The 20,366-nt window shown below is 42.6% G+C and carries 22 protein-coding genes; 9 read left to right on the forward strand and 13 right to left on the reverse strand.

Translation table 11 applies throughout. The features are described from left to right. Positions 1 to 417: 417 nt before the first annotated feature. From NI462_RS13820 to NI462_RS13830, 3 genes are read right to left on the reverse strand one after another with little or no spacing between them, the layout of a single operon-like run. Positions 418 to 1,494 carry a DUF6670 family protein gene (locus tag NI462_RS13820; protein ID WP_005249954.1) on the reverse strand — a complete coding sequence of 359 codons (1,077 nt, stop codon included), beginning with the start codon at positions 1,492 to 1,494 and terminating at the stop codon, positions 418 to 420. A gap of 18 nt (positions 1,495 to 1,512) precedes the next feature. After that, positions 1,513 to 2,334, reverse strand: a complete 822-nt coding sequence (pssA, locus tag NI462_RS13825) for a CDP-diacylglycerol--serine O-phosphatidyltransferase (RefSeq protein WP_005108642.1) — start codon at positions 2,332 to 2,334, stop codon at positions 1,513 to 1,515. A gap of 38 nt (positions 2,335 to 2,372) precedes the next feature. Further along, a complete protein-coding gene (locus tag NI462_RS13830) occupies positions 2,373 to 3,230 on the reverse strand; it encodes a 23S rRNA (adenine(2030)-N(6))-methyltransferase RlmJ (protein WP_004281423.1) in 858 nt (285 codons plus the stop codon). A gap of 117 nt (positions 3,231 to 3,347) precedes the next feature. Here NI462_RS13830 and NI462_RS13835 point away from each other — a divergent pair, with 117 nt between their 5' ends. Beyond that, on the forward strand, positions 3,348 to 3,950 hold the full coding sequence (locus NI462_RS13835; RefSeq protein ID WP_253161087.1) for a 2OG-Fe(II) oxygenase: 603 nt from the start codon (positions 3,348 to 3,350) through the stop codon (positions 3,948 to 3,950). 70 nt (positions 3,951 to 4,020) lie between these two features. Further along, positions 4,021 to 4,548, forward strand: a complete 528-nt coding sequence (locus NI462_RS13840) for a hypothetical protein (protein WP_253161089.1) — start codon at positions 4,021 to 4,023, stop codon at positions 4,546 to 4,548. A gap of 90 nt (positions 4,549 to 4,638) precedes the next feature. Here NI462_RS13840 and NI462_RS13845 read toward each other — a convergent pair whose 3' ends face one another. The 6 genes from NI462_RS13845 to NI462_RS13870 all read right to left on the reverse strand — a co-directional run bounded on the left by NI462_RS13845 (position 4,639) and on the right by NI462_RS13870 (position 9,524). Next, the gene (locus NI462_RS13845; RefSeq protein WP_004645106.1) at positions 4,639 to 4,896 is read right to left on the reverse strand and encodes a DUF2789 family protein; all 258 of its coding nucleotides are present in this window, start codon (positions 4,894 to 4,896) and stop codon (positions 4,639 to 4,641) included. Between the two features lie 115 nt (positions 4,897 to 5,011). Next, complete coding sequence (locus tag NI462_RS13850) at positions 5,012 to 5,266, reverse strand: DUF2789 family protein (protein ID WP_004645105.1); 255 nt, start codon at positions 5,264 to 5,266, stop codon at positions 5,012 to 5,014. Positions 5,267 to 5,317: 51 nt separating this feature from the next. Then, positions 5,318 to 5,596, reverse strand: a complete 279-nt coding sequence (locus tag NI462_RS13855; protein WP_253148580.1) for a DUF2789 family protein — start codon at positions 5,594 to 5,596, stop codon at positions 5,318 to 5,320. Positions 5,597 to 5,764: 168 nt separating this feature from the next. After that, the gene (locus NI462_RS13860) at positions 5,765 to 6,751 is read right to left on the reverse strand and encodes a malate dehydrogenase (protein ID WP_004281429.1); all 987 of its coding nucleotides are present in this window, start codon (positions 6,749 to 6,751) and stop codon (positions 5,765 to 5,767) included. Positions 6,752 to 6,918: 167 nt separating this feature from the next. After that, on the reverse strand, positions 6,919 to 7,557 hold the full coding sequence (locus NI462_RS13865) for a ribonuclease T2 family protein (RefSeq protein WP_005249945.1): 639 nt from the start codon (positions 7,555 to 7,557) through the stop codon (positions 6,919 to 6,921). Between the two features lie 32 nt (positions 7,558 to 7,589). After that, entirely contained in the window at positions 7,590 to 9,524 is a 1,935-nt protein-coding gene (locus tag NI462_RS13870) for a lytic transglycosylase domain-containing protein (protein ID WP_435574965.1), read from the reverse strand. Between the two features lie 334 nt (positions 9,525 to 9,858). Between NI462_RS13870 and miaB the strand changes: the two genes are divergently transcribed. Genes miaB through ybeY form a run of 3 tightly spaced genes read left to right on the forward strand, consistent with a single transcriptional unit; the run spans position 9,859 to position 12,935 of the window. After that, a complete protein-coding gene (gene miaB / locus NI462_RS13875) occupies positions 9,859 to 11,316 on the forward strand; it encodes a tRNA (N6-isopentenyl adenosine(37)-C2)-methylthiotransferase MiaB (RefSeq protein ID WP_005248171.1) in 1,458 nt (485 codons plus the stop codon). Between the two features lie 37 nt (positions 11,317 to 11,353). Next, a complete protein-coding gene (locus tag NI462_RS13880; protein ID WP_004281434.1) occupies positions 11,354 to 12,430 on the forward strand; it encodes a PhoH family protein in 1,077 nt (358 codons plus the stop codon). Positions 12,431 to 12,452: 22 nt separating this feature from the next. Then, the gene (gene ybeY, locus NI462_RS13885; RefSeq protein WP_213686839.1) at positions 12,453 to 12,935 is read left to right on the forward strand and encodes an rRNA maturation RNase YbeY; all 483 of its coding nucleotides are present in this window, start codon (positions 12,453 to 12,455) and stop codon (positions 12,933 to 12,935) included. A gap of 165 nt (positions 12,936 to 13,100) precedes the next feature. Here the strand turns inward: ybeY and NI462_RS13890 are convergent, their stop codons facing one another. Next, positions 13,101 to 13,958: an energy transducer TonB gene (locus NI462_RS13890; RefSeq protein ID WP_253161102.1), complete on the reverse strand. Its 858-nt coding sequence runs from the start codon at positions 13,956 to 13,958 to the stop codon at positions 13,101 to 13,103. A 263-nt stretch (positions 13,959 to 14,221) separates the two neighbouring features. Here NI462_RS13890 and NI462_RS13895 point away from each other — a divergent pair, with 263 nt between their 5' ends. The 3 genes from NI462_RS13895 (at position 14,222) to NI462_RS13905 (ending at position 16,445) form a co-directional block, all read left to right on the forward strand. Then, positions 14,222 to 14,908 carry a hypothetical protein gene (locus NI462_RS13895; protein ID WP_213686838.1) on the forward strand — a complete coding sequence of 229 codons (687 nt, stop codon included), beginning with the start codon at positions 14,222 to 14,224 and terminating at the stop codon, positions 14,906 to 14,908. Positions 14,909 to 15,067: 159 nt separating this feature from the next. After that, on the forward strand, positions 15,068 to 15,781 hold the full coding sequence (locus NI462_RS13900) for a DUF3108 domain-containing protein (RefSeq protein WP_253148557.1): 714 nt from the start codon (positions 15,068 to 15,070) through the stop codon (positions 15,779 to 15,781). A gap of 88 nt (positions 15,782 to 15,869) precedes the next feature. After that, a complete protein-coding gene (locus tag NI462_RS13905) occupies positions 15,870 to 16,445 on the forward strand; it encodes a xanthine phosphoribosyltransferase (protein WP_004732222.1) in 576 nt (191 codons plus the stop codon). A gap of 301 nt (positions 16,446 to 16,746) precedes the next feature. On the opposite strand, the gene NI462_RS13910 is transcribed toward NI462_RS13905, so the two are convergent. The 3 genes from NI462_RS13910 to NI462_RS13920 all read right to left on the reverse strand — a co-directional run bounded on the left by NI462_RS13910 (position 16,747) and on the right by NI462_RS13920 (position 19,082). Next, positions 16,747 to 17,421 (reverse strand): hypothetical protein, encoded by a 675-nt coding sequence (locus NI462_RS13910; RefSeq protein ID WP_253161093.1) that lies wholly within the window; start codon positions 17,419 to 17,421, stop codon positions 16,747 to 16,749. An 84-nt stretch (positions 17,422 to 17,505) separates the two neighbouring features. After that, complete coding sequence (locus tag NI462_RS13915; protein WP_253161095.1) at positions 17,506 to 18,711, reverse strand: CsgG/HfaB family protein; 1,206 nt, start codon at positions 18,709 to 18,711, stop codon at positions 17,506 to 17,508. Continuing rightward, positions 18,705 to 19,082, reverse strand: a complete 378-nt coding sequence (locus tag NI462_RS13920) for a hypothetical protein (RefSeq protein WP_253161097.1) — start codon at positions 19,080 to 19,082, stop codon at positions 18,705 to 18,707. The genes NI462_RS13915 and NI462_RS13920 overlap by 7 nt, the downstream gene beginning before the upstream one ends. A gap of 846 nt (positions 19,083 to 19,928) precedes the next feature. On the opposite strand from NI462_RS13920, the gene NI462_RS13925 reads away from it, so the two are divergent. Next, on the forward strand, positions 19,929 to 20,366 hold a 438-nt coding region (locus NI462_RS13925), incomplete at its 3' end, for a hypothetical protein (RefSeq protein ID WP_253161100.1).

Consider the following 20,366-nt stretch of genomic DNA (forward strand, 5'->3'; position numbering starts at 1 on the left):
TGCCAATCTTGGCTCATCAATTTTCTGACAAATATTTCTCAAATAAACTTCGAGTAATTTCTACCATCAATCAATGAAAATAATTTCGATCAATCAACCAGTAAAAATCCACACAAGTTGTTCTTCATAATCTCTTAATGATCTTCTTGCTGATTCGTCACCAGCAAGCTAGGTCGGCTATATTACTCTCTATCTCTAGAAAGTCAACCAGTAATGAAAACTATTTTTAAACTTTCTTTCTAAAACCCAACTTAGTCAATCTTAACTAAGTCACTGTTTTATCAGAAGTTTTAATCTTCATCACCGCCGATGGATGTGCATTCTACAGGATTCCCAACCCAATACAACCCCTATTTTTAAATAATTCAGCAAAATCATCACGATTGTTTATTTATTCTACAAAAATCGCAATTTTCTTCATTTCTTGAGCATTAAAGGGACTGAATTGGATAAATGACTTAATCTTTTTTCAGTTTTATTCTGTTCCTGAAAGCGTAAAGGCCGGCAATCTATATATTCACAATAACCCCCTTCCCCATTTTCAGTTTCTTCATTTATTTTCACTTGATAACTAAAACTTCCTACATAGCCCGCTGCCAGGCCAAATTTAAAATCTCCACGACTTTGACCTTGTACCCAGATACAAGTACCGTCTGCATTTTCATAACACCATTCAAATTCGCGCGGCAAATACATACTCTGCCCATTAGGTGTCGTGACACGCGGATAAACACGATGAACTTTAAAATAAACTTTGCGATCGAACATTTGGGTCCGCATGTTTTTTAAATCACGGAGATATATCCGCGACTGAACAATACGATTAAAACCATCCCGAATCTGCGCCAACAACAGTTGCCTGTTTTCACTGAGATTAATAATTTGATAAGTCAGGAAGGCCAAAGGTAGATAAGGAAAGTTAAAACTCCGCGCGTATTCAAAGCTTCCAAGACCATCGATCGTATATTGCTGCGCTTTATAGTTCACCGTTCCCTGACAATGACATAGCAAAGACCAGTGATCTGCCAAGGAAAACCGCATTTGGGTAAAATGAGAAATCAGTTGAGTGGTTTGAATATTTAAATCAAAACTGAGTTCCGAGTCAGAACGCTGCAAACGAAAATTTGGAAAACTTCCGCTCAATTGCTCACGATCCAGAAACTGAAACAGACCTGATCTAAAATGACAGTCCTGCTTGACCGAATAGTGATGCAATTGTCCCACCATATGTGGGCTCGAACTGCAAATCACGGTAGCGGTGTCTAAGGCTGTGGTTTCGATTGCACTCGGGTTTGCCAGCATGGGTGCATTGGGTTGCCCGATAATACTCAGAAAGTTTAAATAATAGAGGGGTGCCGGAAGCCCGGGGATCATCAAACCCTGATGAATAATTTTATATTTTGAGGTGGGGCCATGATAGGCGGGATGGCGCGAAACAGTAGGAGTCTGATTCAGCTGTTTCGAACGATCTAAAAAATCTTGAAGAAACCGCATCTCAGACTCCTTATCTTTTTATAATGTACTCGATCTTTTTGCCATAAAGGTGGTTACAAAACCAGACAAGGCATAGAGAATAGAAATGACCAGAATGCCGACAGGAATATTATAAGTCATCGCTGCAAAGACGAATACGGCAATTGGTAGGACAAAAAATGGAACCCGTTTACGTTCTACAGTTTTAAATGAATAGTATTTGATATTGGAAATCATCAACAAGCCCACCGCAATGATGACCACTGCATTAATGACCTGAAGAGAAGGTTCACGAATATCAAAGATTTCTGGAAAATCCAGACCGACCCAGACCAGTGACACAATCATGATGGCAGCCAGAGGACTTGCGACACCAATAAAATAACGTTTATCGACCACACCAATCTGTACATTGAAGCGTGCCAGACGGAACGCAGCACATGCGGTATAAACAAAACAAGCCGCCAGACCAATACGGCCCAAATCACTCAAGCCCCAGCTATACATCAAAATAGCGGGAGCTACGCCAAAAGCCAGCATGTCAGAAAGCGAGTCAAATTGTTCACCGAACGGACTTTGTGCACCAATCGCACGTGCCACACGTCCATCCAGTCCATCCAGTAATGCCGCAATAAAAATCGCATAAATAGCTTGCTGAAAATCACCATTCATACTGGCAATAATCGAGTAGAAACCTGACAACAACGCTGCCGTTGTAATCAGGTTCGGCCATAGATAGATGCCTCGACGCTTAACTTTTTGCCCTTCCTGGGTATGCTCCTCTTCTTCTACCTCAAAGGTGATGCCATCGAAAGGCACTTCAGTTGAAGAGTCACGTTCCGGTTTGCTTATATTTGTCATTCTTGTCGATCCTAGCTATGACCTGATCTTTGAAAAAATTATTCGCCCACTAACCAACGAACTGCAGCGTGACCACCGTTTTCACTCATGCGAAGATGCGGGAATAACCACTGTAGTGCTTCATCAGCATCTTCAGAGAATTTCCAAGGTGGGTTAATCACCAGCAAACCACAACCGTTCAGGCCTACTGGGGTATCATCCGGCCATACACAGACTTCACACACCAGTTGACGGCGGATACCGGTCTTAAACATTTTCTTCTCAAAACGTTCAATCATGGCACGGTCTTTAATTGGATACCAAACGGCAAATACACCTGTCGGCCATTTCTTATACGCAGCAACCAGCAGTTCGACCAACTGCGGGAAATCTTTACGTTCCAGTTCATATGGCGGATCGATCATCACCAGACCACGTTTTTCTTTTGGCGGAATGACTGCCAACAGACCTTCGTATGCATCACGCTCATGCAAACCGGCACGCTTGTCAAAAATATTATGACGAAGTTGCTGGAATACATCACGCTGCATTTCAAAAATGGTCGCTTTATCAATTTCACGCATGCCTTCTAGCGCAAACCACGGCGAACCCGGATAAGCACCCTTACCAAAGTTTTCACGCATGTTTTCAACAATTTTCAAGTATTGTTGTACGCCTTCAGGTGCATTACGCTTGATCGAATCATCCAGCTTAATAAGACGATGAATACCGTTTAAAAACTCACCTGATTTTTGCGCTTCGGCAGTCGACAAATCATATTTACCTGCACCACCATGTGTATCTACATAGCGATAAGGTTTGTCTTTTGCATTCAGTCGAGTCAACAACTGAAGCAATAAAACGTGCTTCATGACATCGGCAAAGTTGCCTGCGTGGTAAGAGTGACGGTAATTCATGTTTCAATTATTCCTAAGATCAATTGCTATTTTAACATGAAAAACTATTTCGTTCAGAAACGATTATTGAACTAAAATAGCGGACCTTTTTTTACCACACTATCGAGAATTGAAAAAATGGAAGCAGTTATCATCCCAGGGGATTGGAATGTTGATCAAATCTTAGATGATTTAGATCAACATGGCTTTAGTATTGTTGACGATGCTTACTCTAGCGAATATCAACATGCAGTGAGCCAAGAATGCTTAAGCCACTTAAACGAATTTCGTAATGCAGCCATTCAAAATGGTGTAGTTAACAACATCCGTAGTGATCATATTCTTTGGTTACAACCTGAATTTCAAATTTCCCACCTACACATCCAAACACTTCAACAATTTTCCCAAATTTTAAACCGCGCGTTTTATTTAGGCATCAAAGATGTCGAAGCACATTTCGCTTGCTATCACGCGGGTGAGTTCTATACCCTGCACCGCGACAATCCTCAAGATAAAAATGGCCGGATGATTTCCAGTGTGTATTATTTACATGGACAATGGCAGACGGACTGGGGCGGTGAACTACGCCTGCAGGACAAACATGGCCAGTGGCATATTATCCAGCCAAAACCGAACCGAATGGCGCTGTTCCAGAGCGATTTATTACATGAAGTTTTAATCTCTAAACAGCAACGCCTATCCATTACGGCCTGGTTAAGAAGCGATACAGCCTTAATCTAATGCTCGCTCATGCTTTAAATTTATTTTTTCAACCTCATATAGCCATTATTGAGAAATGAGGATTGCGTTGATGCGATTAACAACCAAACAGATTATTCAACGTCTGGGTGAAACTGACCAATTGTATTTAAAAGGCAATACGCCGGAATTAACGCTTGAACGCGCTGATCTTCGTTTACAGCTGGTGACTTTAAGTGAACTGCGTCAGGAACAGCGACATTTCCTGCAAGAAGCCGTAGTGTTGCTGGAACAAGGCCGGGTAGAATTTGAAGAAATGCCGCTGCGCATGTATATCAACCTATCTTTGCATCTAGCCAAGGCCTATATGATGTTCTTTGAATTGACTAAAGATCACCATTTTGCCCTGATTACCCAGCAAATTTTAAAGCCAATGGCCAGTTATGAGCATGGTGATATTTATTTCTTCCTGGCCTATGCCAGTGCCAGTAAAAATGAGCCAGCCCTGACTCGCCACTGGTTAGGTAAGTACACCAACACTGCCGAATTTGAGCTGGAATTATTACAGCAGCATCATGCATTTAATGATTATCGTCAGCACGAATGGTTTAACAAAATATTACAAAGCAAAATGCATTAAGCTTAACAGCGTCAAAGAAAACGCCTCATTTGAGGCGTTTTCTTTTGAGCATCACTTTCATTTTTTAAGTAATACCAAGATATAACACAGTTAAGCAGGTTGACGTCTATAAGCGTCCATGTGCAGTTGCTGATTCAGTTCATCGACCCAAATTGCCCAATCATCATCTTGTACCAAATGGCTGATTAATAAAGAACGCTGGGCTTTATTCCAGAATGGCGCATCATGCAAGGACAGCCCTGCTGGCAGTTGATGGGTGCGTACATACAATTCAATAGCCGCAGGACTATTGGCGAGACCGAGCTGAGAAAATAAGAGCTCTAAGGATGGTTGGTTCTTTGCGAGCATCGCGCCCTCCTTATATCAGATAAATTGTAATTATTTATAGATCTAACTTATAAGATAAGACAAAAAAAACCTAGTCCTTTGACTAGGTTTGTTGTTTCTTTTTGTATGAATGCATTTAAACGCTTTGTTTGTCGCTTTCCACATGTAAAAGCTGATTTAACTTGTCAATAATGACAATCCATTCATCATCTTGGTGCCAATGTTCACGCAGGAAGGCACTTTGTCCCTCACTCCAGAATTCGGCATCTGGCAATGCGACTTCAGATGGCAATTGATGGGTATGGGTAAATTGATTAATTGAGGCTTCATCAGAAGGCAAACCCAATTGTTCAAATAATAATTCTAAAGTTAACTGTTGTTCCGTAAGCATAAATAGACTCCATCGTAGTGTTAAATTATGAGCGTGTTGAGATTCGAATTCTTAGGTTGATTTATGGCCGGGTATGTCACAGGAACCTGAACCCTCTGCCTCAATATGTAATTGTTCATTCAATACATCAACAAAAATGGCCCAGTCATCATCTTTCTTCCAGTGACTGATCAGAAAGTCATGCTGTGATTTACTCCAAAAGGGAGCTTTATGCAGCGGTACATCCATACCAATTTGATGCGTACTAATAAACTCATCAATGGCTTCCGGACTCGAATCCAGACCCAATTGTTCAAAGAAAAGTTCGAAGGTAGCGCGTTGCTCTAACATCTGAACCTCCATCTTTTTATCTATAATCTTGTTTCTACCTTAGATGGCTCATAGCGAAAACTCAGTTGTCTCTCCTTCACAGCTTGTTATTTTTTGTTGATTAAAGTGAGTGATATAAAAAAAGCACCCCAAATGGAGTGCTTTTTAATTTAATCTGTGCAGATCAAATTATTTAAGCATGTCAGCAATTGCTGCGCGCTCTTCTTCAAGTTCATTCAACGTAACGTTGATACGTTCACGGCTGAATTCGTCGATTTCTAGACCTTGAACGATTTTGTATTCACCGTTTTCAGTTGTTACAGGGAAACCGAACATTACGCCTTCAGGGATACCGTAAGAACCGTCAGAAGGGATACCCATCGTTACCCATTCGCCGTTTGTGCCAAGAGCCCAATCGCGCATATGGTCGATTGCAGCGTTAGCAGCAGAAGCAGCAGAAGACAAACCACGTGCTTCGATAATCGCAGCACCACGTTTACCAACAGTCGGAAGGAATGTATTTGCATTCCATTCTTGGTCGTTGATCATGTCTTTAACGCTTTCGCCGTTAATTGTTGCAAAACGGTAGTCGGCATACATGGTTGGAGAGTGGTTACCCCAAACTGTAAGATTTTTGATGTCTTTAACCGCTTTACCAGTTTTAGCAGCAATTTGAGATGCAGCACGGTTGTGGTCAAGACGTAACATTGCAGTGAAGTTTTTCGCTGGAAGATCTGGAGCAGATTTCATTGCGATGTAAGCATTCGTGTTTGCAGGGTTACCAACAACTAGAACTTTAACGTCACGGCTTGCAACTTCGTTCAATGCTTGACCTTGACCGATGAAGATTTCACCGTTCACTTTAAGCAGGTCAGCACGTTCCATACCTGGACCACGTGGACGTGAACCAACTAATAACGCATAGTCAGCATCTTTAAATGCAACTTTAGGATCATCAGTACCGATCATGTCTTCTAGTAATGGGAATGCACAATCTTGAAGCTCCATCATTACGCCTTTAAGCGCTTGTTGAGCTTTCTCAAAAGGAACTTCGAGCAATTGCAAAATCACTGGTTGATCTTTACCTAGCATTTCGCCGCTTGCGATACGGAATAATAGGCTGTAACCAATTTGACCTGCAGCGCCAGTAACGGCAACACGAACTGCTTGCTTCATCTAATTATCTCCAATTGAGGATATTCAATGCGATTAAATAGTTAGTATTTAATCTAATAATCGTAAACGCGAAAGATTGTACTCCAATCCTTTGCCAGATGCATATAAAAGAGGACGGATTTCACCTAAAGTCTGATAGGAAATATAAATTAAATCGGCAAAAAAGCTCAGTATGTTCCTTTTATTGTGACAGTTTTTGGGCATGTATTAATAATGTTGGCAGGACAGGATTTGTAATTGCCATTGGGGCGATAACAGACCTTGATCGAGGTAAGCACGCTAGCTGACTGAGTCTGCTGGCAGTTGAATCGCAAGGCATTGCCCGGTAATTGCGGATTAATTTTCAGGAATTTGGCTCGCAATGTATCGACAGAAATCGTGATATTTTCCTGTTCCGTCAGTTCCGCAGGCACTTTGAGACGATCTGCATAATTGATAATCGTCCGGAAATACTGACTGGCATTCATCGGCACGCAGCCACCGATATTGCGCCATAAAATTGTCCGGGTATTGTCATCCGGCATGATCCTGGCCACTACCTTGGACTGCAGTGGTGACAGTTTCGCAGAGCTATTGGTCGTACAATTTTGTGATGTGGTCTGAGGATATAAGCCGGAGATATTCAGCGAATAACCTTCCAGACATTTTCGTTTCTTGGCATATTCAGGGTACAGGCTACATAGGGCCGGGACCATTTGTACATCCATGACATAGTCTGTCGGCGTAGCAAACGCTGCCGGACTACTGGCCAAAACCACAAGCGTAACCGATCCAGCCCAGACTCGACGATCCTTCATTATTTTCATGAATAAATTACCATCCCCCAATAATTTTAATTTTATTGTGTATTACGTAATGGTATCAGTTGCATGCGTTTACCCACTGACTGTGCCCCCTGTCCTAACAAGATACCGTAATGCGTGGCATTGGTCATGACATGTTTCACATAATCTCGGGTTTCGAGTAAAGGAATACTTTCAGTATATTGATCTGCGGCAATCCCCTGAAATTCCGGCTGCCAGCGGCGGGCACGGTTTGGACCGGCATTATAGCCTGCTGTTGCCAGCACCGGACTATCGCTAAGCTGACGCTGAATCGTAGATAAATAAAATGTTCCGTAGCGAATATTGGTATTCATATCGGTGAGTGCCGCCGGGTTATAAGCTTCACCCATTTGACGTGCCACCAGCTTGGCCGTGTCTGGCATAATCTGCATCAGACCACCCGCGCCGACATGTGAACGTGCCACAGTATTGAAACGGCTTTCCTGACGCATCAAACCGTAGGCCCAGGCCGGGTCTATACCGGCGTTGCGACTATGGCTGACTACATAGTTCTGATGTGGCATTGGATAACGATAATTGTAGTTATGCTTGTTCGCGGTACGATCGGCAGCATAAATGGCCCGATCATGCCAGCCCATGTCCATAGCACGTTTTGCCGCTGCCAGTAACAGATCATCATCTTTCTTCAGATAAGCCTGACGCACTGCCCAGTTCCATTCACGGTTAATGTAGTTCTCTGGTGCGCTGATATTACGTAGCGTGAAAGCACGACGGAAATGAATATCCTGATTCAAGCGCTGCATCGCCTGATTGGATGGCTGCGCCGGGTTTGGTGTACTCGCAGTCACCTGCCCCAGCTTATCGCGTGCCAAAAGATTGTGATAGTCATCTCCGGTCGCCAGCTTACGATAAATACTTTCTGCTGCCTGTTTGGAAGCACGATCAGCACGTTGTTCGCTGGCACGTGCCAGCCAGTATTGCCAGCGATCTTCCTGCTTCTGGTTAACACTCATGCTGTCAATCGCACGGATCAGGCTTTCCCAGGCACTAAAACGAATTGCCTGACGCGCATAAATCTCGGCTTCTTCCGGGCTAAATGGCAGACCATAGCTGGTATCTAGTGCATTCAACACTTCACGGTTGAAGTTGTTTTTCATGACTGTGGTGCCACCGATATAACCGACAGCACGATATAAGGCGCGTTGTACCTGTACGGGTGTACCTGCGGCAGTCCTTTTGACAATGGACAAAGCTGAGTCCAAATCACTATCGGCCAGACGTCCCAGTGCATAAATCAGATAGGCCTGCTCTGCCGCAGTACTTTTAGGCGCAGACCACAAATAATTGGTGGGATTGGCCTGAATCGAATTCAGTTGTGCCAGAGACAGACTTAGACCAATGCCTTGCGCTGTCGCAATGGCCTGACCTGACTGTCCGGCACGAAGTTGCCCCCAGAGTCGCTGCTGACGGTCTTCTGAGGTCATGAGTGGACTGGATAGCATCATCCGGCCTAAACCAGTACAAGAATCGGGTTGGCTATTGGTGGTTAACCATACTTCTTTAAACTCGGCATAGACCAGTTCATCGCCAGCTTTGGCGCGCACTTGTGCCACTGCACAGGCTTCGGCAGGATCAGCATTGGTCACATAAGGCAATACCGGCTGGGCAGTGCTAAAGTCTGCCATTTTTACTTTTTCTTCGACATAGTCCGCTGCCAGCTTTTCAGCCATAGCGGATTGAGGGTAACGTTGGGCAAAGCTGATAATCTGGCTGACAGGCTGCATGGCAAGATTCTGGTTTAAAATCCAGTATTCCGGATAATAGCCCAAGGCGTCATTCTGCATAGACAGACGATATTGTTGTAACAGTTCAGTATTACCTGCATTGGCTGCACGCAAGGCATCATTAAATTGTTCTTCTGCTGCCTGTGTACTCGCTGAACAGATACATGCCACACTTAAAGTAATTAATTTATAGTATTTATACATAGTTTTAGTGTGTTTCAACATCCCTTTGCCTTCTATCATCGGTTTTGTGCTTTGCCCATGTTGCATATCATAAGAGCTAGTTTGAAGATTATAACCAACTCTATTGTTCAGTTATGTAACCTTATGATTAAGCAATATTAATCTACAGACAATTTTTGCCCATAAATCAATATTTTTCCACGATTAATTTAGGCTATAAGTTTAAGCAACTTTCCTGCTAAAATATGCGACTTTCCAGTATTTCAGTCCGTGAATTGAATTTTTATTCACCTGTTTGATGCATCAATCAGGCTGTTCGTTCACTCTTTCAACGTATTACCTTGTAGGAGCCTACATGACGGTTCAAACCTTCATTCCGAATGGTGCCTCAGCTGCCTCAGAAAACACTGTTACCCAGCCAGCGCACACCCCAGTTAGCGATGCCTCAGTCAAAAAACTGTACATCGAAACACAAGGGTGTCAGATGAATGAGTACGACAGTCACCGTATGGCAGACCTGTTAGGCGATTCTCATGGCTATGTGCTGACCACCGATCCTAAAGATGCCGATATTCTGCTGATGAATACCTGCTCGATCCGTGAAAAAGCACAGGAGAAAGTCTTCTCCGAGCTGGGCCGCTGGCGCAAGCTTAAAGATAAAAATCCTGACCTGATTATTGGTGTTGGTGGTTGTGTGGCTTCTCAGGAAGGAGATAACATCCAGAAACGTGCCAATTATGTCGACATGATTTTTGGCCCACAAACCCTGCACCGTTTGCCGCAAATGCTGGATCAGCATTTTGAGCAGATTGAAAAGCCGAAAAAAGAAAAAATCAAACTGGTGGATATTTCCTTCCCCGATATCGAGAAATTCGACTTTTTACCTGAACCGCGTGTTGAAGGCTATAAAGCATTCGTATCAATTATGGAGGGCTGTTCAAAATACTGTTCTTTCTGTGTGGTGCCATATACCCGTGGTGAAGAAGTATCTCGTCCACTGGATGATGTACTGGCTGAAATTGCAGGTCTGGCAGAAAAAGGCGTGCGTGAAATTTCACTGTTGGGTCAGAACGTAAATGGCTACCGTGGTGAAACTTTCGAAGGCAATATCTGTACTTTTGCTGATCTGTTACGTTTGGTTGCAGATATTCCAGGCATTGGCCGTATTCGTTATACCACCTCGCATCCACTGGAATTTAATGACGACCTGATCCAGTGTTATCGTGACCTGCCACAAATGGTTTCACATCTGCATCTGCCGGTACAAAGCGGTTCCAATGATGTCCTTCAGGCTATGAAGCGTAACCACACCATTGATGTTTACATCGAGAAGATTAAAAAGTTACGTGCAGTTCGCCCTGATATGCACCTATCTTCAGACTTTATCATTGGTTTCCCGGGTGAAACTGACGAAAACTTTGAAGAGACTTATCAGTTTATTCAGGATCTGGATTTCGACCATTCTTATAGTTTCATCTATTCAAAACGTCCGGGTACGCCTGCGGCAGAACTGGAAGATACGATTTCTGAAGATGTGAAAAAAGAACGTCTAGCCAAAGTTCAGCAATGGATTAAGCGTTCAAGCATTGACAAGACGGATGCCATGCTCGGGACTATCCAGCGTGTACTCATCGAAAAAGTTTCTGATAAAGATCCGAACATTCTGGTTGGTACGGCGGACAATACCCGTTATGTTAACTTTATTGGTGACCCTGCCTGGGTAGGCCGCTTTGCCGAGATTGAAATTACCGAAATTAAAACTTTGAATTTAGTTTACGGTGAGCTCTTGAATCTTGAGCCTGACGTGGCGTAATGTAGAGCATATAACGCACACTTCATAAGGAACACTCTTGACTGCAGCGATTCGACGTACAGTAGCTTTTCCTGGAATTTCGATGGACCGTATACAAGCCATGTTAGGTGCCTATAACGGCCATTTGAAGCAAATTGAACAACGTTTAGACGTCAAAATCTCCCATCGTGGAGAAAGTTTTATTATTGATGGTGGAATCGATGCCGTTGAGAGAGCCGAAATGCTCTTGCAACGTCTTCATGAAGAATCTGAACATAGTCAGCAGATTAGTGCAGATACTTTACATCTGATGATTCAGGGCAGCCAGACTGACCGCGAGCTTCAGCAAGATCTGGATGATCAGGAACATACGGGGCTGGACAATGTCTGGCTGCAAACCCGTAAGGGCCGGATCAATCCGCGTGGTGCCAACCAGAAACGCTATGTACAGCGCATTCTGCAAAGTGATATTTCTTTTGGTATTGGCCCTGCCGGGACAGGTAAAACCTACCTCGCTGTTGCGGCTGCCGTGGACATGCTGGAGCGCAATGAAATCCAGCGTATTCTGCTGGTTCGTCCTGCAGTTGAAGCCGGCGAAAAACTTGGTTTCCTGCCGGGGGATTTAACCCAGAAAATCGATCCGTACTTACGTCCCTTGTATGACGCGCTGTATGAAATGCTCGGCTTTGAAAAAGTGGCCAAGTTGATTGAACGTCAGGTGATTGAAGTGGCTCCGCTTGCTTACATGCGTGGCCGTACCCTGAATCATTCTTTCGTGATTCTGGATGAAGCGCAGAATACTACGCCTGAACAGATGAAGATGTTCCTGACCCGTTTAGGTTTTGGCTCACGTGCCGTGATTACGGGCGACGTAACTCAGGTAGATTTACCGCGGGGTCAGCAATCCGGTCTGTCACATGCCTTGCGTGTGATTGATAAAATTCCTGAAATCCATATCACCCGCTTCCATTCGCGTGATGTGGTACGTCATCAGCTGGTACAGAAAATTGTCGAAGCCTACGAAGGTTGGGACAGTGAACAGCAGCGTTTAAGTGCTGAAGCACGTGCCGAACGTAAAGCACGTCAGGAAGCCTTGATCGCTGAAAATGATGCTGCGGCAGACGCACAGCATTAAGCTTTAAACTTAAGGATTTGTGTTGAAACTTAGTCTTTCCTTACAACAGGACTTTCAGTCGCCTGAACTGGTACTGAAGCGGGCCTACATTAAAAAAGTTGTAGAAACCACTTTACGTCATATCGGCACTCAGAGTAATTGCGAAATCGGAATTGCCTGTGTCGACAATGACGAAAGTCATAAACTGAATCTGGAATATCGAGGCAAGGACAAACCGACCAATGTACTGTCTTTCCCGAGTGAGCTTCCAGATGAAATGGCGCAGTTTCTGGATGCATTTCCCATTGGTGATCTGGTGATCTGCATTCCTGTGGTATTACGTGAAGCGAGTGAACAGGGCAAAGCGCCTTTGACTCACTTTACCCATATGCTGGTTCATGGCACCTTGCACTTAATGGGCTATGATCATGAAACTTCAGATGAAGATGCAGAAGAAATGGAAGGCATTGAAATCGAAATTCTGGCCAAGCTGGGCTTTGAAAATCCTTATCTGGAACAAAACTAAAATTTCTTCATAAAAAAAGCGGGCCAAGGCTCGCTTTTTTTATTGTTTACCCTCACCCCAACCCTCTCCCATAAGGAGAGGGAGTTTTAATACCTATAGCTCAATGATAGTTCTCCCTCCCTTTGGGAGGGAGTTAGAGGGAGGGTTTACAAATGAATAAATAGTCTAACGCACTTCAAACTCTGCTTCAGCCGGATCAAATCGCCAGGTACGAATCACCCTTAGTTCGGAAATTTCTTTCATTTTACTGTCGAAAGCACCAAATGGGGCTGCCTTACGCACGGAAGCTTTGGCTGCTTCGTCCAGCATGGCATGTCCCGAACTGTCAATCAGCCGAATGGCACGAATTCCGCCATTCTGGTTCAGGATCACCATCAACCGCACTTCCCCTGCCAGATTCTGTTGTTTGGCGGCTTCCGGATAATAACGGTTCCCATAGAATTCCACTTTCTCGCGGAACTTTTCCAGATAGGCGGCCGAAACATCCTGCTTGGCCTGGATCCCATCTACAGTTTTAATTTTTTGCTGACGACTGAAATTTTGTTGACGCTGTAAATATTGCGCTTCAAGACTGGCGACCATGGCCGCTTTGGCCTGAAACTGGCTTTGTAATTGCTCCTGCATTTTTTTACGCTGATTTTCCTCCGCCTGCTTTTGCCAGCTCAAAGTGGTCATCAGGACTTTTTCTTCAAAACTGAGCTGTTGTTGCTGTTGCAGCATATCCAGACTTTTTTGCAGCTCTTCCCCGGCTTGCTGTTCCATTAATGGCGAGGGCATATCACTCGACATGCGATGCGCCTCTCTAAACTGACCGGAACCCTGCTGGTCTGTCTGAGCCAGAAAATCGGCATGTTCAATTTTTTGATCAGTCTGGCGCAAGCTGACCGCGATTTCTTTGGTACTGGTATCCCGATCTTGCGGCATACCAAATTCCAGTGTCAGCACGATCAAATGCAGCATGGCTGCGGCAAGCACTGCACTGCTAAACACTCGATCTTTCCACCAAGTTCTGACCAGAGGCATGAGTATCATCGTTTTTTCACATTCGCCCAAACTCAATACTGAGTTCAGCTCCCCAAAAAAGTATTTGAAAGATTAAAAATAAACGGATTCGTCATTTATCTTTTTAAAATGCCAAATCCATCAAATCTTCAACGTTACATAACTAAAACTATAAAAATGGTGCTATTTATTTTGCTAAACTTCAAGCATGAACGCTTGTATTTTTCATACAATTCGACAAGATACATCCCGAGTCAAAAATAAAGTTGCCAGGACGCTTCAGTATGCAAACGCTAATTTCCAATATTTCCAACCGAATCCGCCAAGTGTATCAGAGGGCGGAAGGATTTATTGAAGATGAGCGTGAATTTCCCCTATCGCAAGTCTTCCTAAATGCAACCTTTCAGCGCTTTGTCACAGACAATGTCGATGCATTGAAAGACTTACACGCAGATTTACATGAAGACTGGCTGCGTCTCTACGCAACACTGGATTATAAAGGCCTGATTGTCACTTTATCGGTTGATTTGAAACTGGTACAGATGGAACTGAATAAAACCACCCAGTTGATCGTGTTCGAGCAAATTAGTGATACCCAGCTGATTGAAGCCAAATATCCAAATATGCTGTATAAACTGGGCGTGCGTTTTGGCCTGTTCTTCTATCAACGTGTCTTGAATAAAGATCCTTTGGGAATGATTTTGGAAAAACTGGGCGTGATTAAAGTCATCGATGACTTGCTCTATCTGGATTTAAATCGCTGGTTAGGTAAAAGCCGATCTGTCATTGATACCTTGGGCAAAGTTCATGTGAATCACGCAGTACTTCGTGAAGCCGAACTGGTGGTGATTGGCAACGTCAATCTAGCCGCCCTGTTTAGAAAACTCTCCCAAGATCAGGAAGAGAACTGGGATGAAGACGAGATGGATGACAACCGGGTCACCCCCATTAAACAGAAAGATCCTTCTTAAATCATGCCGAACATAGTCTTTGAACAAAAGTTCCATAAAACTACATGAAATATACATTTTTGGCAGAAATATCCCTTCAACTTCCATATTTTGCCCAAATAATAAAGGGTGCAATAAGTGATATGTTTTGCCAATTGAATCAATATAGGAAAATAACTGATGGCGAAGACTGTATTCAAAATTTTAGTGATGACCACGGGTCTGAGCAGCGCAATACTGTTCACTGGTATTTCTAGCCAGGCTTTTGCCATGACTCCTTTCCAGGCCAGTTATCAATTTAGCTATAATGGCAAGAATATGGGTTCTGCAACACGGACTCTAAGTAAATCTGGCAATAACTGGACGTATGTCTTTGCTGCAAAAGCCGGGGGGATTGCCTCTGCAACCGAAACCAGCCGCTTTACTTTTAATAATGGCAAGATCGGCTCAAGCAGTTTCAGTCGCAGCAGTAAAGTACTGATGCATAACAATACCATGAGTATTAATTTCAATCCTTCCAGCAAAAGCATCAGTACCAAGAAAGACGATGAGAAACGTTCTTTTGCCTGGAGAGCAGATGTTCTGGATGAGTTGAATGCGGAATTGCAGATCCGTGAAGATTTAAAAAATTCAGGTCTGAAAGCAAATTACTATATCGCTGATGCCAAAGAAGTTGAAGGCCGTAAGTTTGTCAAACAGGGTTCAGAGACTATAAGCACCAAATACGGATCTTTTAATACCATTAAAGTGGTGATGAAGCATAGCAAGCCAGGCCGTGAGACCATCTTCTGGCTGGCGCCAAAACTTGACTATCTTCCAGTCAAAGTTTCGCATGTCGACAAGAAAACCTCCTATGGTTTGCTGTTAACTGACTATAAAGGTGCAAGCAACTAAGTTTTTGGCGAATTTCACTTGATTTTTTCCGGGTGCTTTTTACAATACGCTTTTGCTTGAAAAAGCACCTGCTCTTGAGGATTCTCCCGTGCATGCACTAGAACAGAAAATCTTGGCTGAAGGCATCGTTCTCTCTGAAGAAGTTTTGAAAGTAGATTCTTTCTTAAACCATCAGATTGATCCAGTCATGATGCAACTGATTGGTCAAGAATTTGCGCGTCTGTTTAAAGATGCTGGTATTACCAAAATTATTACGATTGAAGCATCAGGTATTGCACCTGCCGTAATGGCCGGCCTAGAGCTTGGCGTACCTGTAATCTTTGCACGTAAATACCAGTCTCTGACCCTGAAAGATGATTTATATCGCTCTAAAGTCTTTTCATTTACCAAACAGACTGAAAGCACGATCGCGATTTCAAATAAACACATCAGCTCAACCGATAAAGTTTTAGTGATCGATGACTTCCTGGCCAATGGTCAAGCCGCTTTAGGTCTTGCAGACCTGATTCACCAGGCAAATGCAGAAGTAGTCGGTATTGGCATTGTGATTGAAAAATCATTCCAGCCAGGTCGTGACCTGCTGCTTGAAAAAGGCTACCGTGTGGAATCACTGGCACGCGTAAAGTCTTTGACAAATGGCACAGTTGAATTTGTTCGCGACTAAGCTCGCCAATGAATTTTAAAAGAGCGCTGATGCGCTCTTTTTTTATTGTGTTTTTCTGATGATATAAATTTAAAATATCCAGAGCTCAGCCTAAGTTCTTATTGATTCTTCCAGATTTGATCCTAGATAAATGGCTTAATCTTAAGCTCCAGGCTATTTAATTTCTGAAATAGAGAGTGTCAAACAAATAAGTACTTTTTTATCCGATGAATAAACAACAATTTATGTGGATGTTATTATAAAATAAAGAGGTCTAACTATCTGCCAATAGTTAGACCTGTGTTCACCTCGAAAAAAGAGTTTATTTAACAGTCACAGTGATACTACCGCTATTCACAGCACCGATAGCGGTAGTTGTGATGCTGTTGTTAATAGCAGTTTGAGTTCCTTCTGAAATAGCACTGACAGATGCATCAATAGCACCCGCATTATAGGCAATATTCGCTACACTATAATTGCTTAAAGTTTCATTGATTTCCTCACTATAGTCAGTACTTAGTGTCGAACTCACAACTTCCGAGATATCTGAACTATCCGCAACCTCTGATAGCTCCTCTAGAGTTTCAGAATTATTAGTTGCACTGGTTACTGCACTGTAGTCGTAGTTATCCGTTGCATCTGATATGTCTGATACCACCTTATTGTAGCTACCCTGCTCAATACTGATACTACCTGTATTCGCGGCACCAATCGCAGTAGTTTCAATTGTACCTTCAATTGAACTAATGGCGTCTGGTGCTTCTCTTGTAGCTTCTGCAATTGCTTCTAAATCGACACTTGCATCAACATCACCTGTATTCACTGCAAGATTCAAAGCAGAACCATTTTCAACCTGCTGAGAAATAGAATCCAGGGTAGCTTGTAAGCCTGTATCTACGGTGACATCAGTAGGTGTTTCACCATCTTGGGCATATGCCATACCTGCACTAGACAGAAAGGCGACGGATAAAGCGATTGTTTTGATCGTGTTTTTCATCGTTGTTCTTCCTACTTTTGTTTTGAAGTACCTCTCGCTAAGTACTCCTTCTTATAATGGGAGCGAGCCCATTTTTAAATATTTTTAATCACGCTGCGTGCTAGACCAGTAATTTTCGACCACCTCAGGATTGGCCTCCCATAGCGTTGTAGTTTTTTCATCTTCTTGTTCTTTATCAGCCTTTTCTTGAGTATCTTTTTCTTCATTCTTTTCATTTGAAGAAGATTGACGCTGCTTCTTGCTGATATATTTAATCAAGTCCTGTTTACTCATTTCAGGCTCCGCTTCAGGGTTTTGAATCACCTCGGACTCTTTCTGTTTAGGCGGTTTTGTATCTTTGCTCGGAGAGTTGGTTGACTTATTTTTTTCATTAGATGAGTCTGCTTGGCTTGAGACTGACTCCTGAACAGCACTGCTTGAAGCAGTACTATTTTGTTGCTGGTTTTTCTTGTATTTATGCAGCGCCACAGAACTTCGGGTTAAGTTTAATTGACCGAACTCTGGCGGTATCTGCGCACGACAGCTTTCAAATACGGCGGGTGGGACAACCTGACTCAGCAATTCAAAAGTGGCCAGATTCAACATTTGTCGCAAGGCAAAGTTAGTTGCCTCGCGTTCTCCTTTTCCAATCTGAATGTTCAAGAGTGTACGACCAGCGAATCTGCCTGCGCTCAAGCCATAATCTTGTGCAGCAATTTGCTTCTGCAATGAAACATTGCCCACGACTTTACTGCTGCGGGTATCGGTCAAAGATAAATCCAGACCGACCATAATCCGGGTTTGACTATAATTCGGGCCAACACCCGCGATCTGCATGTCAAAACCACCACCCGGAATAAAATCCAGACTGTTAATACTGCCTGTCACATAATAATCAGAGGCCTGGATTTGTCTTGGATCACGAATCCCCCACTTGGCTTCGCTTTCGATAATCCGGGGATCACGCCGGTTCATTAAGCTTACCCCCGCCTGAAACAAAGCAGATTGCACCATATCTCCCGCACCTTGGGTCACCATTTTTCCGCTACCACCATTGGTAACTACATCCTTACCGGTTTGATCCAGAATTGCCCCCACGGAGAAACTCACATCACTACGTAATTGTCCTTTTAGGCAGGATAAAGCCATATCAAAAGGGGTAAAAATATCAGTAATTGGGGGGCCTTGTACCAAGCTAACTGGCTTCTTGTTTGAAGGTGCCAAGCCTGTGCAGCCTGTTAAAAAAGAGCTGAAAAGGACAGTGGCACTCACGAAAGATATATGTCTTCTGGTCGAGGAGAAATTCAACATTGTGATTCTCCTGGTCTGTTACTTAAATTAAGACAGCGCTGAGGATTTTGGTTGGTATTTGAATTGACTGGTGCTTCATTCAGCAACTCACTCCTAATATCGATACTGTTGTCTGTACCCTCTACATTGATATTGTTGGTCGGGGTATTTACCGTCCCGATGGAGGTGGTCGAAGTGCTATGAACGGTGGTTTTACCTAATCCGGAATAATAGTCTGACTCCTTAAGTTCGATCAGATTGGCTTGAACTAGATTCTCATTGGAACGGGCACTGGATGATTTCCAACGCTGAGTCCACTCATCAGAGGTGGCATAAGCGTTACTCAGAAAACATAAACCTAATAAACCCAGATTGATAACTAATATTCTCATAATCTTAATATCCTCTGATTTAAGATATTTATTTAATTTTTCGTTTAAGTAAGATTAAATTTATCTGAAAAATATTAAATCACATAAAATTATAAAATGTAGAAAATATCCCTATTCACATATTTTTTTGTTTTATTTAAAAATATAAATTATTGTTTTTATTAAATTAATATATATTTGTTTATTATTTGTGATTTGTAAGAAATCATTATATAAATTTTTTTTGAATATAAAATTCATCCAAAAAACTTGATTAAGATAATATATTTTTTATATTATCAATAATCAAAAATTTATCTAATAAAGATTAGAATTATTATACTTTTTATATTTTAAAAGTCGTAAATTTTTATTTTATTAGAACTTCTATTTAATAAGGATAAATGTCACGATTTATTTAAAATATAATTAATCAATTACAATGAAGGTGACTTATAAAGAAACGCCAATATTCAGATGTATTTTGGCTGAAAACTTGAATAGACCTGATAAGAACTCGTTTACATATTTTTCGACTTCCCTTCCTTTTTCATTTCGAATCCAGAAATGGCCTACCTAAGATCGCAATATTTAGACTGATGAGAGAAGAACATTTCTGATGATCTTGAGATTTGCCATTTCCTCAATGACAGGTTAAGAATTGCGTTAATCAACCAAGAAGGCATATATTTACAGCTGAAATACAATGTTTTAGCGTGAACTCAACTAGAATCAAGTGAGTATGCAATGTTTCTGATTTGCGAATTCAAAACTTATCTAGTGTGTTGTTGTATGTTATGAATACGTGCTGATCAGGGCACACATCCTATTCCCGACAAACCTAAAACAAGCACATCTCAATCCTTGATGGAACAATCTATGCAATGTCCTAAATGTGGCTCAGCTGATATCGAACAGCGCGATCATGAACAGAATTTAAAGAAAATTGGCGGCATTCTCATGAGTTCAGCGGGTGCAACTGCAGGGACTGTGGGTGGCGCTGCTTCAGGTGCATCGATTGGCGCTGCAATTGGTACAGTAGCCGGACCTTTAGGTGTGATTGTCGGCGGAACCGTAGGCACTTTTGTCGGTGCAATCAGTGTCGGGATTACCGGCGGTGTGGTCGGTAATTTTCTGGGGAAAAAAGCCGGGGTCTCTGTCGACCGTAATCTGTTTCAGGATTATCAATGTCTGAAATGCAAATACAGATTTAGTCAAAAAGATCAAAAAGATCAAAAAGATCAAAAAGATCAAAAAGATCAAAAAGATCAAAAAGATCAAAAAGATCAAAAAGATCAAAAAGAT

It is taken from the genome of Acinetobacter lwoffii (assembly GCF_024129715.1).
In the GTDB taxonomy this organism is placed as follows: domain Bacteria; phylum Pseudomonadota; class Gammaproteobacteria; order Pseudomonadales; family Moraxellaceae; genus Acinetobacter; species Acinetobacter lwoffii_U.

Bases quoted from the DNA above. Each gene is read 5' to 3' on its own strand.
- NI462_RS13820 (WP_005249954.1), bottom strand. From the start codon at position 1,494: ATGCGGTTTCTTCAAGATTTTTTAGATCGTTCGAAACAGCTGAATCAG.
- pssA (WP_005108642.1), bottom strand. From the start codon at position 2,334: ATGACAAATATAAGCAAACCGGAACGTGACTCTTCAACTGAAGTGCCT.
- NI462_RS13830 (WP_004281423.1), bottom strand. From the start codon at position 3,230: ATGAATTACCGTCACTCTTACCACGCAGGCAACTTTGCCGATGTCATG.
- NI462_RS13835 (WP_253161087.1), top strand. From the start codon at position 3,348: ATGGAAGCAGTTATCATCCCAGGGGATTGGAATGTTGATCAAATCTTA.
- NI462_RS13840 (WP_253161089.1), top strand. From the start codon at position 4,021: ATGCGATTAACAACCAAACAGATTATTCAACGTCTGGGTGAAACTGAC.
- NI462_RS13845 (WP_004645106.1), bottom strand. From the start codon at position 4,896: ATGCTCGCAAAGAACCAACCATCCTTAGAGCTCTTATTTTCTCAGCTC.
- NI462_RS13850 (WP_004645105.1), bottom strand. From the start codon at position 5,266: ATGCTTACGGAACAACAGTTAACTTTAGAATTATTATTTGAACAATTG.
- NI462_RS13855 (WP_253148580.1), bottom strand. From the start codon at position 5,596: ATGTTAGAGCAACGCGCTACCTTCGAACTTTTCTTTGAACAATTGGGT.
- NI462_RS13860 (WP_004281429.1), bottom strand. From the start codon at position 6,751: ATGAAGCAAGCAGTTCGTGTTGCCGTTACTGGCGCTGCAGGTCAAATT.
- NI462_RS13865 (WP_005249945.1), bottom strand. From the start codon at position 7,557: ATGAAAATAATGAAGGATCGTCGAGTCTGGGCTGGATCGGTTACGCTT.
- NI462_RS13870 (WP_435574965.1), bottom strand. From the start codon at position 9,524: ATGTATAAATACTATAAATTAATTACTTTAAGTGTGGCATGTATCTGT.
- miaB (WP_005248171.1), top strand. From the start codon at position 9,859: ATGACGGTTCAAACCTTCATTCCGAATGGTGCCTCAGCTGCCTCAGAA.
- NI462_RS13890 (WP_253161102.1), bottom strand. From the start codon at position 13,958: ATGCCTCTGGTCAGAACTTGGTGGAAAGATCGAGTGTTTAGCAGTGCA.
- NI462_RS13895 (WP_213686838.1), top strand. From the start codon at position 14,222: ATGCAAACGCTAATTTCCAATATTTCCAACCGAATCCGCCAAGTGTAT.
- NI462_RS13900 (WP_253148557.1), top strand. From the start codon at position 15,068: ATGGCGAAGACTGTATTCAAAATTTTAGTGATGACCACGGGTCTGAGC.
- NI462_RS13910 (WP_253161093.1), bottom strand. From the start codon at position 17,421: ATGAAAAACACGATCAAAACAATCGCTTTATCCGTCGCCTTTCTGTCT.
- NI462_RS13915 (WP_253161095.1), bottom strand. From the start codon at position 18,711: ATGTTGAATTTCTCCTCGACCAGAAGACATATATCTTTCGTGAGTGCC.
- NI462_RS13920 (WP_253161097.1), bottom strand. From the start codon at position 19,082: ATGAGAATATTAGTTATCAATCTGGGTTTATTAGGTTTATGTTTTCTG.